General features: G+C 72.0%; 13 protein-coding genes. 6 read left to right on the top strand and 7 right to left on the bottom strand.

Annotation, left to right across the window (positions count from 1 at the left end; genetic code table 11):
* Positions 1–125: 125 nt before the first annotated feature.
* Positions 126–1,493, bottom strand: a complete 1,368-nt coding sequence (locus ACWEBX_RS32755; RefSeq protein ID WP_451888403.1) for a peptidoglycan-binding protein — start codon at positions 1,491–1,493, stop codon at positions 126–128.
* A gap of 167 nt (positions 1,494–1,660) precedes the next feature.
* On the opposite strand from ACWEBX_RS32755, the gene ACWEBX_RS32750 reads away from it, so the two are divergent.
* Positions 1,661–3,832, top strand: coding sequence for an MDR family MFS transporter (locus ACWEBX_RS32750; RefSeq protein WP_451888402.1), 2,172 nt, complete (start codon positions 1,661–1,663; stop codon positions 3,830–3,832).
* A gap of 11 nt (positions 3,833–3,843) precedes the next feature.
* Here ACWEBX_RS32750 and ACWEBX_RS32745 read toward each other — a convergent pair whose 3' ends face one another.
* Positions 3,844–4,374, bottom strand: coding sequence for a GNAT family N-acetyltransferase (locus ACWEBX_RS32745; protein ID WP_451888401.1), 531 nt, complete (start codon positions 4,372–4,374; stop codon positions 3,844–3,846).
* Positions 4,375–4,544: 170 nt separating this feature from the next.
* On the opposite strand from ACWEBX_RS32745, the gene ACWEBX_RS32740 reads away from it, so the two are divergent.
* Entirely contained in the window at positions 4,545–5,342 is a 798-nt protein-coding gene (locus tag ACWEBX_RS32740) for a hypothetical protein (protein WP_451888400.1), read from the top strand.
* A 14-nt stretch (positions 5,343–5,356) separates the two neighbouring features.
* Positions 5,357–6,142 (top strand): hypothetical protein, encoded by a 786-nt coding sequence (locus ACWEBX_RS32735; RefSeq protein WP_451888399.1) that lies wholly within the window; start codon positions 5,357–5,359, stop codon positions 6,140–6,142.
* 93 nt (positions 6,143–6,235) lie between these two features.
* On the opposite strand, the gene ACWEBX_RS32730 is transcribed toward ACWEBX_RS32735, so the two are convergent.
* Positions 6,236–6,664 (bottom strand): DnaJ family domain-containing protein, encoded by a 429-nt coding sequence (locus ACWEBX_RS32730; RefSeq protein WP_451888398.1) that lies wholly within the window; start codon positions 6,662–6,664, stop codon positions 6,236–6,238.
* A gap of 121 nt (positions 6,665–6,785) precedes the next feature.
* On the opposite strand from ACWEBX_RS32730, the gene ACWEBX_RS32725 reads away from it, so the two are divergent.
* Complete coding sequence (locus ACWEBX_RS32725) at positions 6,786–7,181, top strand: hypothetical protein (RefSeq protein WP_451888405.1); 396 nt, start codon at positions 6,786–6,788, stop codon at positions 7,179–7,181.
* A 37-nt stretch (positions 7,182–7,218) separates the two neighbouring features.
* On the opposite strand, the gene ACWEBX_RS32720 is transcribed toward ACWEBX_RS32725, so the two are convergent.
* A complete protein-coding gene (locus tag ACWEBX_RS32720) occupies positions 7,219–7,890 on the bottom strand; it encodes an O-methyltransferase (RefSeq protein ID WP_451888397.1) in 672 nt (223 codons plus the stop codon).
* 123 nt (positions 7,891–8,013) lie between these two features.
* Positions 8,014–9,411, bottom strand: a complete 1,398-nt coding sequence (proP, locus tag ACWEBX_RS32715; protein WP_451888396.1) for a glycine betaine/L-proline transporter ProP — start codon at positions 9,409–9,411, stop codon at positions 8,014–8,016.
* Positions 9,412–9,868: 457 nt separating this feature from the next.
* On the opposite strand from proP, the gene ACWEBX_RS32710 reads away from it, so the two are divergent.
* Positions 9,869–11,920 carry a bifunctional glycosyltransferase 87/phosphatase PAP2 family protein gene (locus ACWEBX_RS32710; RefSeq protein WP_451888395.1) on the top strand — a complete coding sequence of 684 codons (2,052 nt, stop codon included), beginning with the start codon at positions 9,869–9,871 and terminating at the stop codon, positions 11,918–11,920.
* A 246-nt stretch (positions 11,921–12,166) separates the two neighbouring features.
* Here the strand turns inward: ACWEBX_RS32710 and ACWEBX_RS32705 are convergent, their stop codons facing one another.
* Positions 12,167–13,411 carry a cytochrome P450 gene (locus ACWEBX_RS32705; RefSeq protein WP_451888394.1) on the bottom strand — a complete coding sequence of 415 codons (1,245 nt, stop codon included), beginning with the start codon at positions 13,409–13,411 and terminating at the stop codon, positions 12,167–12,169.
* A 306-nt stretch (positions 13,412–13,717) separates the two neighbouring features.
* Here ACWEBX_RS32705 and ACWEBX_RS32700 point away from each other — a divergent pair, with 306 nt between their 5' ends.
* Entirely contained in the window at positions 13,718–14,887 is a 1,170-nt protein-coding gene (locus tag ACWEBX_RS32700; RefSeq protein WP_328452998.1) for a steroid 3-ketoacyl-CoA thiolase, read from the top strand.
* 29 nt (positions 14,888–14,916) lie between these two features.
* On the opposite strand, the gene ACWEBX_RS32695 is transcribed toward ACWEBX_RS32700, so the two are convergent.
* On the bottom strand, positions 14,917–15,603 hold the full coding sequence (locus ACWEBX_RS32695) for a YoaK family protein (RefSeq protein ID WP_451888404.1): 687 nt from the start codon (positions 15,601–15,603) through the stop codon (positions 14,917–14,919).
* Positions 15,604–15,726 lie beyond the last annotated feature (123 nt).

The raw sequence follows: 15,726 nt of genomic DNA, 5'->3' as shown, positions 1-15,726 counted from the left end.
CCGGTACATCGATGCCCGTCGCCACCGACGCCCACCCCTCACCCAACGGCGACGGGCTGATGCACCGGCACGGCCCCGACCCACCCACCGGACCGGTGCCGTACCCGCGAAACGCCAGGGGCGAGCTACGGCTGGGACGTCTCCGCCTCCAGGCTCGCCCGGGTGGCCGGGCCGTACACCCCGGGGTCGTCGCCCGAGATGCCCCGCGCCCACTGGTACCAGCGCACGGCGTCCTCGAGATGACGGTCGAACTGGCCGTCGGCCCTGTGCATGTACATCCTGATCTGGCTGAGCCGAAGCTGGAGCTCGGTCACCTCGGACCCGCTGTCGCCGCGCCGCAGGGTGGGCCCTGCCAGCGTGTTCGAACCGCCGCTCCCCGTGGACGCCGCGGACCCCGTCGCGGTCGCCGTCGCGCTCGGCTCGGCGGACGTCGGCGACGCCGTGGCGGACGAGGACGGTGTGGCCGACGTGTCCGAGGCGGACACCGACGGCGACGGGCTCGCGCTGAGCGAGGCCGACGGGGACGACGAGGCGGACTCCGCCGAGGACGCGCTCGAAGAGGGCACAGCGGAGGCCGTGTCCGACAGGACGTCCGGCACGCTCGCCCTGACGTCCTTCGGCTGGGACTCGTCCCGCGCGGGAGGGTCGTAGGAGAGCAGTCCGCTCGCGACCCCCGCCGCGGCCACCACGGTCACCACGACTCCGGTGACGGCGAAGACTCCGGTGCGCCGGCGGCGCCTGGACCGACGCGAGGGCGAGGCCTCGCGTCCGGGCTCCGGCGGGCGCGCGTTCTCGTGGAAGAGGCGCACGTCGGTGGCGCGCGCCTCCGAGGGCAGCGCCTTCAGCCGCATGGTCGCGTCGGCCGGCATCGGCGCCGACGGCGTGGTCACCTCCGGCGGCAGCGGTGCCGAGCGCGGGGCGGTGTCCGCCGGTACCGGGGCCAGGCGCATGGTCGCGTCGGCCGGCAGGGGAGCAGGCACCAGAGCCGGGCCGGAGTTCGCGTCCGCCGGGATCGCGGCGAGCTGCATGGTCGAAGCGGCCGCGTCCTCCCCGTTCGCGGGCGGCATCGGTATCCCGCCGACCGGCGGGACGCCGGTCATGGAGCCCGTCGGATCGCCCCCGCCGCCGGGTGCGACGCCATGGAAGCCCTCCGGTACCCACGCTCCCTCCGGCGTCCAGGCACCCGCCTCGGCGGCGGTCCAGGCCTCACCGGCCGCCGGTGCGGCCTGCCAGGAGCCCGTGCCGGCCGGGTACGGGGCGTCGGCGCCCTCGGCCGGTCCCAGGCCCCCTCCGGCGTGCCCGGGGTTCTCCGTGCCCAGTTCTACGTAGGGCCGTATGCGCAGCGGGTTGAAGTCCTCCGCCGCAGCGGCCTCGGCCGAGCGCTCGTCGCGCAGGGCGTCGGACGCCCTGCGGGTGCAGGCGCAGGACGGGGTGCCGTCCTGCGCCCGGTGTGCGGCGCACTCGGGGCAGACATGCACGGTCGGTTCAGTCACGAGTGGGTCCCTCCCCCCTGAAAACTCCAGTGATTATCCGGACGACCTTCATACAACCTTCAAGCAGCCCCCCTGAATAGCAGATTCCGGTTGGCTCGACAGGCCATAACCGGACACACCGATCAGGATGGAGGGTGACCGGGACCCTCGGTGCTCAGGGAGGCCGCATGACCGGGGACGCGCACGGTTCCGACACACCGTCCGGCCGGGGGCCGGAAGGGGTGGAGGCGCCGACCGGCGGCATGGGCGAGCCGCCCGGACCGCACGGCTCGGTCGAGGTGAGCGAGTCGGCCGTGCGCCGCCGCAGCGCCGCGGAGACCGACGCCCGGGACTCGGTGCACGGCAGCGTCTTCGTGTCCATCGGCGCCCTGCTGCTCGGCATGCTGCTGGCCGCCCTGGACCAGACGATCGTGTCCACCGCCCTGCCGACCATCGTGAGCGACCTCGGCGGTCTGGAGCACCTGTCCTGGGTGGTCACGGCGTACCTGCTCGCGTCCACGGCGGCGACCCCGCTGTGGGGCAAGCTCGGTGACCAGTACGGCCGCAAGAGACTCTTCCAGGCGGCGATCGTGATCTTCCTGGTCGGGTCGGCGCTGTGCGGCATGTCGCAGAACATGGGCGAGCTGATCGCCTTCCGGGCGGTGCAGGGACTCGGCGGCGGCGGTCTGATGGTGCTGTCTATGGCGATCGTCGGCGATCTCGTCCCGCCGCGTGAACGGGGCAAGTACCAGGGGCTGTTCGGCGCGGTGTTCGGCGCGACGAGTGTGCTGGGACCGCTGCTCGGCGGGCTGTTCACGGAACATCTGAGCTGGCGCTGGGTCTTCTACGTCAACCTGCCCGTCGGCATCGTGGCGCTCGTGGTGATCGCCGCGGTCCTGCACATCCCGAGGAAGTCGGCACGGCACGTCATCGACTACGCCGGTACGTTCCTGATCGCCGCCGTCGCCACCTGCCTGGTCCTGGTGGCCTCGCTGGGCGGCACCACCTGGGACTGGGCCTCGCCGCAGGTCATCGGGCTCGTGATCGTCGGCGTGATCCTCGCCGTCGCCTTCGTCGAGGTGGAGCGGCGTGCGGCCGAACCCGTGCTGCCGCTCAAGCTGTTCCGGGTCCACACCTTCACGCTGTCCGCGATCATCAGCTTCATCGTGGGCTTCGCGATGTTCGGCGCGATGACCTATCTGCCGACGTTCCTCCAGGTCGTGCAGGGAATCTCGCCCACGCTGTCCGGCGTGCACATGCTGCCGATGGTGTTCGGGCTGCTGCTGTCGTCCACGGTCTCCGGGCAGATCGTCAGCCGTACCGGCCGCTGGAAGGTGTTCCCGGTCGCGGGCACCGGGATCACCGCCCTCGGGCTGCTCCTGCTGCACCAACTGGACGAGAACAGCAGCACCGGGATCATGAGCACGTACTTCTTCGTGTTCGGCCTGGGCCTCGGCCTCGTGATGCAGGTGCTCGTCCTGATCGTGCAGAACGCGGTGTCGTACGAGGATCTGGGCGTCGCCACCTCCGGGGCCACCTTCTTCCGGTCCATCGGCGCCTCGTTCGGCGTCGCGATCTTCGGCACGGTCTTCGCGGGCCGCCTCGGCGACAACCTCACGAAGGCGCTGAGCGGACAGCAGCTTCCACCCGGCGTCACGACGGACTCCCTGAAGGCGGACCCGAAGGGGATCGGCCAGTTGCCTGCGGACCTGCGGCAGCCCGTCCTGCACGCGTTCTCGACATCGATCACCGACGTCTTCCTGTACGCGGCCCCTGTCGCCCTGCTCGGGTTCGTGCTGGCCTGGTTCCTGCGCGAGGACAGACTGCGCGGCTCCGTCACGGCACCCGACGTCACGGAGACACTCGCGAGCAACCCGGTCGAGCGGTCGTCGTACGACGAGGTGTGCAGGGCGCTGTCCGTGCTCGGCACCCGCGAGGGGCGCCGCGAGATCTACGAGAAGATCACCGCGCGCGCCGGCTACGACCTGATGCCGGCGGCGAGCTGGCTGCTGCTGCGGATCAAGAAGTACGGGTGGGCGGAGCCCGCTCTCCTGGCCGAGCACAGCGCGGTTCCCCTGAACGTCGTCCTCGCGGCCGCCCGCCAGATCGAGGAACGCCGGTTCGCCCGCCGCGAGGGCCTGGACCTGGTCCTGACCGACGAGGGCCGTGTCGTCGCCGGGAATCTGTCCAGGGCCCGCGAGGAGTCCTTCGCCGATCTGCTCGGCGACTGGTGGACGCCGGACCGTCCGACCGACCTCACGAAGCTGGTGGCGGAGCTGAACGAGGAGATGTGCGGTTCCGACGCGGAACGCCCGCACGCGAGCGCCCCGGCCGCCCGGCCGCAGGGGGAACCGGCGTGACGGCCTGACCGTCAGCCGGTCAGGTCCTTCCGGAACCAGTGCTCCGCGTAGGGCTGGTCGTTGTGCGCCGCGGCCTCCTCGTAGCCGTGCCGGGCGTACAGGGCCCGCGCCTCGACGAGGTCGGAGCGGGTGTCGAGGACGAGCCGCTGGGCGCCCAGGCCGCGCGCCGCCGCTTCGGCGGCCGCCAGCAGGAGCGGGGCCGCGCCCTTGCCGCGCAGGTCCGCGCGGACGAAGACCCGGCGCAGCTCGCCCGTCGTGGCGTCGAGCATCCGGACTCCCGCCGTGCCGCCGGGCTCACCGTCGTGGCGCGCGACGAGCAGCACACCCGCGGGCGGCGTGAACTCGGCGCCGGTCTCCGCGGCGATCTCCCGTTCCAGCTCGTCGGGATCCGTCGTACGTCCCTCGTGCACCTCGTACCACCGGTCGCTGACCTCGGTGTAGTACGCCCGCCAAAGGGCCGCGGCGGCGGGGGAGTCGAAGGGTTCGGGGGTCACGCTCCAGGAGCCACGCGCGACGGACGGCGATCGGGTCATGCCGGCCATTGTCGGCGGGTGCCACCCCGGGCACGCAACCGGATATGGAGCGCCGGCCGAACGGCACGACGAGGAAGGGGCGTTGACGTCGGTACCGTCCCCGGGGCCGTTTGAGGCCCGGGTTCCGGGCAACCCGGTCCGGGAACCGGCCCGTTGGGTCGAGAACCGGGAAGGCACCCATGTCCACTGGCGTGATCATCGCTCTGATCATCGTGGCGGCCGTGGCCGTTGTCGCGGCCGCCCTGACCCTCCGCGCCCGAAGGCCGCCGGGCGGGCGTGCCCTGCGGCGGCGCTTCGGACCGGAGTACGAACGGACCGTCGCCCGGCACGACGGCGACACCCAGGCCGCCGAACGCGACCTCAACGAGCGCGTGAAGCGGCACGGAGCACTGCGCGAGCGGCCGCTCGAACCCGCGGCCAGGGAACGCTACGCGGCCGGCTGGACGGCCGCCCAGGAACGCTTCGTCGACTCGCCCCAGGAGGCGGTGGCCGAGGCCGACCGCCTGCTCGGCGAGCTGGCCGGAGAGCGCGGATTCCCCGACGGGGACCGTTACGAGGAGCAGGTGTCCGCGCTCTCCGTCCACCACGGACACCACGTCCACGGGTACCGCCGTGTGCACCGGGCCGCGCTGGCCCGCACCGGCGGGGGCGGGAACGGCGGCGTCGACACCGAGAAGCTGCGCGAGGCCATGCTGGAGGCCCGCGACCTCTTCGACGACCTGCTGACGCAGACCCGCGAGGACACCTCGCCCGGCCGGGCACGCGACACGGACGACGTGAGCGGGGCCGAGGCCGCCCGCCCGGAGCGCAGCAGGCGGTTCGCCCTGACCAAGGACACCCGGCGCGCCGAGCCGGCGGAGACGACGGAGAACGACGGGCGCGTCGAGAACGGCGAGAACGGCCACAGGACGTCCACCCCCGACACTCGCTCCCACCTTCCCTGGTCCTTCACCAGGCGTCAGGCGAAGGGGAGTTGAAGAAGGTGAGCATCATGAAGCCAGACCAGGATCCCGAGCGGACCCCGTCCCGCGAGGTCGGCGTGAAGGGCCGCGTGACCCCCGTACCCCCCGAGCGTTCCCCGGACGACCGGGCGGACGACGACCGCGGTGAGGGCGAGGACGTGTCGCGCCGCGAGGCTCTGAAGGGCCGGGTGGACCCCGTGTCCACCGAGCCCGCCCCGGGCGGGACCGGAGACCCGGACCGGAACGGCGGCCGTGCCAGGGACGGCGCCGGCTCGGCCGTCCGCCCGGCCGGGACCGGTACGACGTCGTCCCCCGCGACGACGGGCGCCGGCGCCGACGAGCGGGGTGCCGCTCCGGCCGACGGCCGTGCGGGGCGTACGGGCGCCGGTCCCGCGTCACCCGTACCCCACACGTCCGGTACCTCCGACGACGGACCCGGTCCGCGTCCCGTGTCCCACGGCGCCGCGGGAGCGCACTCCCGGGGCGGCCCGGCGGACACCGAGGACCGCGCGGCGGATTCCGCCGGGCGGGACGAGCGGATGCTGCCGCTGGACGAGCACGACAAGTTCTCGCTGCGGATGCGGCACGCGGTCGGCGGGTTCGTCGACGGGCCGCGGGCCTCCGTGGAGGAGGCCGACCATGTGCTGGAGGAGCTCGCGGGCCGGTTCACGGAAGCCGTGACCCGGCGGCGGCGCGACCTGCGTACGTCGTGGCAGTCCGGCGGCGAGGACAAGCCGACCGGTGAGGACACGGAACGGCTCCGGCTCGCCCTGCGGGACTACCGCGAGATGACCGAGCGGCTCCTGCGGCTCTGAGCCCGGCTCGGACCCTTCCCCGGCGAAGTGAGGCCGCGTCCCCGGACCATGTCCCGGGGACGCGGCCTCACGCCGGTCCGGTGTCCGCGGGCCCTAGGCTTCCGGGCCGCCCGGGGCCGGATTCTCGCGGGCCGCGTGCCACTCCTGGACGATCAGTTCCACGTCGTACGGCTTGAGGCCGAGCGGAGGTCCGGGCGGCGGCTTGAACATAATGTCGCGGATCTTGACGTTGACGTCCTCGACGGCCCGCCGCACCGCCCGCTCGGAGGGAAGCGTCGGAACCGCCGCGAGCACGTCCTCCGCCTCCTTGCGCAGGGCCAGCGTGGGCGGCAGGACGGACAGACCCTCACGGGCCATCTTCCGCTTGATCCACCAGAGTTCGTCGTACGGGGTGTCGGTGACCTCCGGCAGCGGCTTGCCCGCGCCGGGGAGTTCCGTGAATTCGCCGCGGGCCTCCGCCTGGCGGATCTGCCGGTCGACCCACGACTCGAAGCCGACACCCGGTGGCTTGCGCTCGGTCATGAGTCCATTGTGCCGGAGGTCACACGGCGACGGCGAAGGTCGAATTATCATGCGGCGGCGACGGGGCAACCTCGTTCCCCGGCAGGACAATTGGAACCAGCACCTCACGAAGGAGCGCGCGTTGCTCGAACTCACCATGGCCTCGGTGACCGGAGGGGACGCCGGAGCGACGGCCGGGATGCAGATGGCCGACGCGCCGAGCGACCCCGGAGCCATGCTGCGGGTGGGCCGGGACCGGGCCGTGTGCCGTCTCGCGACCCCCGACGACTGGCTGTTCGTCTCCCGGGTCCACCTGGAGTTCCTCTGCGGCCCGGACGGCTCCTGGCAGGTGAGCTGGCTTCGGGGTTCCCACGCGGAGCCGTCCTCCGAGGTCCGGCTGATCCTCACGGGACTGCAGCCCCAGCCGCTTCCGTACGGCGGGACGGCCAGACTCCCGGCGGGCGGCTCCGGTGAACTCGTCATCCAGGACCGCACCGGGCCCCAGACCGTGAACGTGGGCTTCTACCACGAGGTCTGAGCCCGGCGAGGGGGTGCGGCGGTGCCCGTGCGGGCGGTCAGGCCCGTACGCGGGCCAGCGCGAAGCCGTCGTACCCCTTGCTGCCCACCGTCTGCACCGCCGTGCCGTCCAGCTTCGGGTGGGAGGCGATCAGTTCGAGAGCGGCCCGGGTGCCCCGCACGCTCGGGTCGGTGCTCGTCCCGTCGGTCACCGCTCCGCCGCGGACCACGTTGTCGAGGACGATCACGCTGCCGGGCCGGGTGAGCCGGACCGCCCACTCGACGTAGTGGGGGTTGTTCACCTTGTCCGCGTCGATGAAGACGAGGTCGAACGGCTCCGGATTCTCGTCCGCCAGCTTAGGCAGGGTCTCCAGGGCGGGGCCCACCCGCACCTCGGCGATCTTGTCGAGGCCGGCCCGCGCGAGGTTGGCGCGGGCGACCTCGGCGTGCCGTGGGTCGTACTCGAGGGTGATCAGCGTCCCGTCGGCGGGCAGGGCGCGGCCCAGCCAGATCGTGCTGTAGCCGCCGAGCGTGCCGATCTCCAGGATGCGGCGGGCACCCTGGATCTCGGCGAGCAACCGGAGCAGCTTGCCCTGGTTCGGCGCGACGCCGATGGGGGGCAGTCCGGCCGCGTCGCTGTCGTGCAGCGCGGCGGCGAGGACTTCGTCGGCAGGGGCCAGGAGGTTGGTGAAGTGGTCGTCGACGTCGTTCCAGAGCTGCGACTCGCTCATGCACCGGGCCTTTCATAGCCTAGTTAGATGCGCTAAGGACTTCCGCCTCGAACCTAACTCCCGGCGCCCCCGCGTGCCACTGGGATTCGGGCCCCGCGCGCCGGTGCGCGGGGCCCGTGGACGTCAGCGTCCGGCGGGTTCCACGGCGGGCGCCGAGCCCGGCAGCGGCCGGCCCGCCGACTCCGTCATGAACCAGACGGCGGCACCGCCGATCACGGCCGCGGCCATCATGTAGTACGCGGGCATCATCATGTTCCCGGTCGCCCCGATGAGTGCGGTGACGACCAGCGGGGTCGTGCCGCCGAAGAGCGAGACGGAGACGTTGAAGCCGATCGAGAGCGAGCCGTAGCGGACCCGGGTCGGGAAGAGCGCCGGGAGCGCGGCGGGCATCGCGGCGGTGAAGCACACCAGCAGCAGGCCGAGGGCGCCCATGCCGAGCGCGACGGCGAGCAGGCTGCCCTGGCGGATCAACAACAGCGCCGGGACGGACAGGGCTAGGAAGCCGGCACAGCCCGCGGCGATCACGGGACGACGGCCGATCCGGTCGGTCAGGGCGCCCGCGAAGGGCTGCACGACCATCATCAGCGCCATCACGCCGAGGACCACGAGCAGACCGTGCGTCTCGTCGTACTTGAGCTCGCTGGTCAGGTAGCTCGGCATGTAGGACAGCAGCATGTAGTCGGTGACGTTGAAGACCAGCACCAGGCCCATGCACAGCAGCAGGGTGCGCCACTGGCCGGCGACCATCTCGCGCAGCGGCACCTTGGGACGGGCGGCCTCGGACTTCTCCAGCTCCGCGGCGAACGCAGGGGTCTCCTCCAGACGCATCCGCAGATAGAGGCCGATGATGCCCATCGGGCCCGCGATCAGGAACGGGACGCGCCAGCCCCAGGACAGCAGGTCGTCGGTGGACAGCAGGGCGGTCATGAGGGTCACCAGACCCGCGCCGCCGATGTATCCGGCCAGCGTGCCGAACTCCAGCCAGCTTCCGAGGAAGCCGCGCTTCTTGTCCGGCGCGTACTCGGCGATGAAGGTCGTGGCGCCCGCGTACTCGCCGCCGGTGGAGAAGCCCTGCACCAGACGGGCCACGAGCAGCAGGACCGGAGCGCCGACGCCGATCGTGGCGTACGACGGGATCAGACCGATCGCGAAGGTGCCCGCCGCCATCAGGATCATGGTGAGCGCGAGGACCTTCTGGCGGCCGATCCGGTCGCCGAGGGGGCCGAAGACCATGCCGCCGAGCGGGCGGACGAGGAAGGCCGCGGCGAAGGCGCCGAACGTCGAGAGGAGCTGGGCGGTCGGGTTGCCCGAGGGGAAGAAGACCTTGCCCAGGGTCACCGCGATGTAGCTGTAGACGCCGAAGTCGAACCACTCCATCGCGTTGCCGAGCGCCGCCGCTTTCACGGCACGCCTGACCAGCGCGGGGTCGGTGACGGTGACCTCGGAGGGGACGGGGCGGGCGGAAGCCGGGACACCTGCGGCGGGGGCCGTCGGGGTCGCGGTCGGGGTGGCGGTCGGCAAGAGCCTTCCTTTCGCCGGGGACAGGGACGGGTCCGCCCGGGAGCGGGCCCGGGGGCCCACGCAAATGACCCGTGAAGGTGACCCGCGGGTGACCCGGGGCGGCCCGGCGGCCCGTCCGGAGGCGGGCCGAAAAGCGACCTTAGGACCCATTGCCCCCCTCACGTGAGGTAGGCGACCGAGTGCGCAACGCACATAAAGGCGGCGTACGCAGGCGTGACGAGGGAGTCGGAGCCGTCCTCGCGGAGGGTCGTCTGTGAGTCATGTCGCGGGTCCGGCAGGGAACCGGCCCCTTCGCCGACCGTCGATATTCGGACAAAGCGGAGAAGGTGTTCACGTCGATCCGGGCCCGCCGAGCCTCCCGGCGGCGGTGGCCGTGACGCGCGAGGTCCTGATATGGGTTGACATAAGGGATCTGTGAGACGCAGACCGGTCAATGGGTCGGGAGGGCCGACAGGGCGTGGCGAACGTGGAGCACGGCGGACGGCCGGGCGAAGGCATCGTGGGAGCGCCGGAGACGGTGCGGGCACGACTGCGCGCGCTTCGCGTCGTGCTCTGGGCCGTCGCCGCGACACTGGCCGTACGACAGCTCGCCGTCGTCCTCAGCACGCCCAAGGCGGACCGGCTGACGGACCTGGAGACCTGGGTCGGCCCGAACGGCGTACTGCACGTGAAGGGCTCGCTGTACGACTCGACACAGTTCACCGGCACCCCGTTCGGCGGCCTCGTCCTCAAACCCCTCACCCGGTCGGCCGAACAGGCCCTCGGCTGGGGCTGGACCTTCGGCACCCTGCTGCTCGTCGTGGCGCTCGGTCTGGTCGCCGCCCGCGCCCTGCCGCCGCCCGTGAGCCGGCGTACGTCGCTGCTCGCCGCGCCCGTGGCCGTCAGCCTGCTGATGCTGTCGCTCCCCGTGCGCAACGCCCTCTACCTCGGCCAGACCAGCATCATCCCGGTGCTGCTCGTCCTGCTCGGCTGCTTCGTCGTCCGCGGCGAGCGCGTCTGCGGGGTCCTCGTCGGGCTCGCGGCGGCCCTCCAGCCGACCGTGCTGCTGTTCGTCCCGCTGCTCTGGTTCACCGGCCGCCGCCGCGCCGCCGCCTCCACCGGCGTCACGTTCGCCGCCCTCACCGCGCTCGCCTGGGCCACGATGCCGCGCGACTCGAACACGTACTGGGTGCACCACCTGGCGGGCGTCGGCCTCGGCCGGTCCGCCGACGACCTCGCCAACCAGTCCCTGCACGGCGCTCTGCTGCGGCTCGGTCTCACCGGGCCGCTGGAGGTCGGCCTCTTCCTGGCACTCGGCGCGGCCGTCGCCGTCCTGGGGCTGCGCCGAGCGGTGCGCTACGCCCGCGACGGGCAGTTGCTGCTCGCCGTCGCGGTGACCGGCTGCGTCGCCGTCGCCGTCTCGCCCACGACCTGGCAGCACCAGGTTCTGTGGGTCCTGCTCGCCCTCGTCGGCCGGGTCGGCCGGAAGACCTCCGACCGCTATGTGTGGCCCGTCGCGGTCGTCCTCGTCATGACACTGCCCGCCCGGATGATCCTTCCGGACATGCCGGTGCTCGAACCGGTGGGCGACAACGTGGTGCTGATCGCCGCGCTGGCCGCCGCCGCGGCCGTACCGTTCCTGTCCCGTACGTCCCCGTACTACCGGGCCTCGGTCCCCACCGTCCACGCGCCGCCCGCCGTCACCCGGTGGAGGCGGATCCCGCTGCTGCCGGCCGGCCGGGTCCTCACCCGCACGAACCTGCTGCTCGAACTGCTCCTGATCCGCGTCGGGTACTCCGCCTACCAGCAGGTCAGGCTTGCCGCGACGGGTGGCACCAACTCCGGCGGCCGGGCCACCGCCGAGCATCACGGCCGGCAGATCCTGGCCGTCGAGCGGTTTCTGCACCTGGACATCGAGCACTGGGTCAACCATGCGGTGGTCCAGGTCCCCGGCATGAGGGACTTCTTCGACTTCTACTATCAGTCGTTCCACTTCGGTGTCCCGCTCACCATCCTCGCCGTGCTCTACGTCCGCCGCCCCGCCGACCACCGCTGGGCGCGCTCGGCCCTCGGCTTCGCCACCCTCCTCGCCCTCGTCGGTTTCTGGCTCTACCCGCTCGCCCCGCCGCGCCTGATGCCGGGCCTCGGCGTGATCGACACCGTGCACGGGGTGCAGGACTTCTCCAAGCCCGACTACGGCACGCTGACCGAGCTGACCAACCAGTACGCGGCGATGCCCTCGCTGCACTTCGGCTGGTCCCTGTGGTGCGGGATCGTCATCGTGGTGCTGGCGCCCAGGTGGTGGATGAAGGCGCTGGGCCTGCTGCACCCGCTTCTCACGGTCTCCTCGATCGTGGCGACCGGAAACCACTGGGTCCTGGACGCCGTCGGCGGCGCGGCCGTCGTCGCCGTGGGCTTCGGCCTGACGTATCTCGTCAGCGGCCCGCGGGTCCGGGCGGCCGTGGAGCCGGCCGGGACCGGAGCCGGGGCGGTGCCACCGGTCCGCGCGGTGGGCCGTACGCCGGGCTGATCGGGTCGGGGTGGGGCGGGGCGGTCAGGTCGTGGGTCCGGGTGATCAGGTGTGTGTGTCGAGGGGACGGGCGGGTGCGGACGCGGGCGCCGGGCTCGGGGGAGGCAGAGGCGGACTCGGGTCTCGGGGGAGGCGGAGGCGTGTGCGGGTCTCGGGGGAGGCAGAGGCGGGCGCGGGGGGTGCCCCTGCCTCCCTCGGGACGGGCCGGCGGTGCCGGGAGGCCGCCGGCCCGAGCGCTCGCCCCCGCTACGCGTGACGGACCTGGAGTTCCTTGACGCCGTTCAGCCAGGCGGAGCGGAGGCGGCGGGGGTCGCCCGTCAGCCGCAGATCCGGCATCGCGTCGGCGATCGCGTTGAAGATCAGGTCGATCTCCAGCGTGGCCAGGGACTTGCCGAGGCAGAAGTGCGGACCGCCGCCGCCGAAGCCGAGGTGCGGGTTGGGGTCACGCGTGATGTCGAAGGCCTCGGGGTTCTCGAACACCTCGGGGTCGTTGTTCGCGGAGGAGTAGAAGATGCCGACGCGGTCGCCCTTCCTGATCCGCTGCCCGCCCAGTTCGGTGTCCTGGGTCGCGGTGCGCTGGAAGGCGACGACGGGGGTCGCCCAGCGGACGATCTCCTCGGCGGTGGTCTTCGGCCGCTCCCTCTTGTAGAGGTCCCACTGGTCGGGGTGGGTGAGCAGCGCGTGCATCCCGTGGGTGATGGCGTTGCGGGTCGTCTCGTTGCCGGCGACCGCCAGCAGCAGGACGAAGAAGCCGAACTCGTCGGAGGCGAGGTTCCCCTGGTCCTCCGCCGCCACCAGGGTGCTGACGATGTCCTTGGCGGGGCACTGCTTGCGGTCCGCGGCCATGTTCATCGCGTACGAGATGAGTTCGGTGGCCGACTCGGCGCCGATCTCCTCGGTGATCGCGTACTCCGGATCGTCGTACGCCACCATCTTGTTGGACCAGTCGAAGATCTTGACGCGGTCCTCCTGCGGGACGCCGATCAGCTCGGCTATCGCCTGCAGCGGCAGTTCGCAGGCGACCTGGGTGACGAAGTCGAAGGAGCCGTCGGGGGCGGCCTGCGCGAGCGCGTTCGCGACGATCGAACCGGCCCGGGCGCGCAGCGCGTCCTCCAGGGAGCGGATGGCGCGCGGGGTGAAGCCGCGCTGCACGATCTGCCGGACCCGGGTGTGTTCGGGCGGGTCCATGTTCAGCATGATGAGCCGCTGGACCTCGATCTGCTCGCGCTGGATGTGCTCGTTGAAGCGGATCACGGCCGTGTTGAGGAACGAGGAGAACAACTCGGGGTGCGTCGAGACGTACTTGACGTCCGAGTGCCGGGTGACGGCCCAGTAGCCGTCGTCCTCGAAGCCCGCCACACCGGGCTGTTGCGGGATCCAGTGGACCGGCTCGGCCCGGCGCAGCTCGGCGAACTCCGGGAGGGGTACGCGATGGTGGAGCACATCGGGGTCGGTGAAATCGAACCCGTCGGGCAGCGCTGGACAGGACATCGGCAACTCCAGGCTCTTTCTCGCACGTAATTCTGACGGGTCATCAGGAACATGGAATCGTCGTGAAGGTAGTAACGGGTTCTACAAGTGGCAAGAGGCGCGGGCCTCCCAATTCCGTGCGGGATTGGTGCAGATCACGACTTCGGGAGCTGCACGACCCTTGCGGCGCGGGGGGTTCGCTCAGCAAACTGCACGCAGAACTGGTACGCGTTCTAGTTCTGCGCGGTGGGTGGGCCGGGACGCCCCGCGCTGCGCGGGTCAGCAGGGCCTGGCCGCCGGGCAGGCCTGAGGAGAGGACGAGCCCCCATGGCCGCGGAACCCGTGATCGTCGAAGCCGTACGGACCCCCATCGGCAAGCGCGGAGGCGCGCTCGCCAATCTGCACCCCGCCTATCTCCTGGGCGAGACCTACCGTGAACTCCTCGGCCGCACCGGCATCCCCGCCGACTGCGTCGAGCAGATCGTCGGCGGCACGGTGACCCACGCCGGCGAGCAGTCGATGAACCCCGCGCGCACCGCCTGGCTGACCGTGGGACTGCCCTACGAGACGGCCGCGACGACCGTCGACTGCCAGTGCGGCTCCTCGCAGCAGGCCTCCCACATGGTCGCCAACATGATCGCCGCGGGTGTCATCGACGTCGGGATCAGTTGCGGTGTCGAGGCGATGTCGCGGGTGCCGCTGGGCTCGGGGTCCAAGCACGGGCCCGGCAAGCCGTTCCCCGACGAGTGGAACGTCGATCTGCCGAACCAGTTCGAGGCGGCCGAACGGATCGCGCGCCATCGCGGACTGACCCGTGAGAACGTCGACTCCCTCGGGCTCATCTCGCAGGAACGGGCCGCCGTCGCCTGGGCCGAGGAACGCTTCAAGCGCGAGACGTTCGCCGTGCAGGTGCCGACCACCGAGGACGAACAGCGGGCCGGGCAGGGCATGTGGCGGCTCGTCGACCGGGACGAGGGGCTGCGCGACACGTCCATGGAGGCGCTGGCGAAGCTGAAGCCGGTGATGCCGACGGCCGTTCACACGGCCGGCAACTCCTCCCAGATCTCTGACGGTTCGGCGGCCATCCTGTGGGCGTCCAAGCGGATGGCGCGGGCGCTGAAGCTGCGGCCGCGGGCGCGGATCGTGGCCCAGGCGCTGGTGGGTTCGGACCCGCACTTCCACCTGGACGGGCCGATCGACGCCACCCGGGCGGTGCTCGGCAAGGCCGGGATGTCGCTGAAGGACATCGACCTCGTCGAGATCAACGAGGCGTTCGCGTCCGTGGTGCTGAGCTGGGCGCAGGTCTTCGGGCAGGACCTGGAGAAGGTGAACGTGAACGGGGGCGGGATCGCGCTCGGGCATCCGGTGGGGGCCACGGGGGCGCGGCTCATCACCACGGCGCTGCATGAACTGGAGCGTGCGGACAAGGAGTTCGCGTTGATCACGATGTGTGCGGGTGGGGGGCTCGCGACGGGGACGATCATTCAGCGGCTGTAGGTGCTGTCAGGTGGGGCTCGGGCCGGGGGTCACTCCCGGCCGGAGACCGTCGCCGCCAGGGCCGCCGGTACGAGTGCGGCGATCAGGAGGGGAAGCGCGAGGCCGTGGTGCAGGACCAGCCACGCGCCGAGCAGGGCGCCCGCCGCCATCGCCAGGACGGAAGCCGTCCGGCGCGGGGAGTGGTGGCCCGCGCCGCCGCCGGCGCGGCTGTCTGCGGCCAGGCCCGTCAGGGTCATCGTCAGGACGGTCGTCGTCAGGTCGGCGATGCCGAGCCTGCGTACCGTCGCGTTGCGCAGGCCCATCGCGAAGGCCGTCACGGCGATCACGGTGTAGGTCGTGGCGGTGGCGTGCGGGGCGGCGAAGGCGACCACCGCGCAGGCGGCCGTCAGGACGGCCTCGGCGGCGAAGACGGCGCGGGCCCAGGTGCGGCGGGGGCCGTCGCTCAGGCGCACGGTGGTTCGTCCGCCTGCTGCGGCGCCGGCCAGGAAGCAGCACAGCGAGGTGAGGGTGTGGGGTACGGAGAAGCCGGGGGCGCCGGCGGCGGCGAAGCCGAGGACCACGACGTTGCCGGTCATGTTCGCCGTGAAGACGTGGCCCAGGCCGAGGTAGCTCACGGCGTCGATGAGGCCGCTGACCACGGTCAGAGAGACCAGCGCGGGCACGAGCCGCAGGCCTCGTGACTCCGGGTGGTGCGGCGCATCCGTCTGCGTGGTCATGGGGGTCAGTCCACCATGGTTCGCTCGCGGTTCGGGTTCAGCTCCGGTGGGTGGGTCGGGGCCGTGCCGGTGCATCAGCCCGTCGCCGTTGGGTGAGGGGTGGGCGTCGGTGGCGACGGGCAT

This window comes from Streptomyces sp. NPDC005070 (assembly GCF_053600395.1).
Note: the sequence above shows the minus strand (reverse complement) of the source record. Positions and strands in the feature narration are given on the sequence as shown.

Coding starts and splice junctions, on each gene's coding strand:
- ACWEBX_RS32700 (WP_328452998.1), top strand. CDS start 13,718: ATGGCCGCGGAACCCGTGATCGTCGAAGCCGTACGGACCCCCATCGGC.
- ACWEBX_RS32740 (WP_451888400.1), top strand. CDS start 4,545: ATGTCCACTGGCGTGATCATCGCTCTGATCATCGTGGCGGCCGTGGCC.
- ACWEBX_RS32720 (WP_451888397.1), bottom strand. CDS start 7,890: ATGAGCGAGTCGCAGCTCTGGAACGACGTCGACGACCACTTCACCAAC.
- ACWEBX_RS32750 (WP_451888402.1), top strand. CDS start 1,661: ATGACCGGGGACGCGCACGGTTCCGACACACCGTCCGGCCGGGGGCCG.
- ACWEBX_RS32735 (WP_451888399.1), top strand. CDS start 5,357: ATGAAGCCAGACCAGGATCCCGAGCGGACCCCGTCCCGCGAGGTCGGC.
- ACWEBX_RS32730 (WP_451888398.1), bottom strand. CDS start 6,664: ATGACCGAGCGCAAGCCACCGGGTGTCGGCTTCGAGTCGTGGGTCGAC.
- ACWEBX_RS32745 (WP_451888401.1), bottom strand. CDS start 4,374: ATGGCCGGCATGACCCGATCGCCGTCCGTCGCGCGTGGCTCCTGGAGC.
- ACWEBX_RS32695 (WP_451888404.1), bottom strand. CDS start 15,603: ATGACCACGCAGACGGATGCGCCGCACCACCCGGAGTCACGAGGCCTG.
- ACWEBX_RS32705 (WP_451888394.1), bottom strand. CDS start 13,411: ATGTCCTGTCCAGCGCTGCCCGACGGGTTCGATTTCACCGACCCCGAT.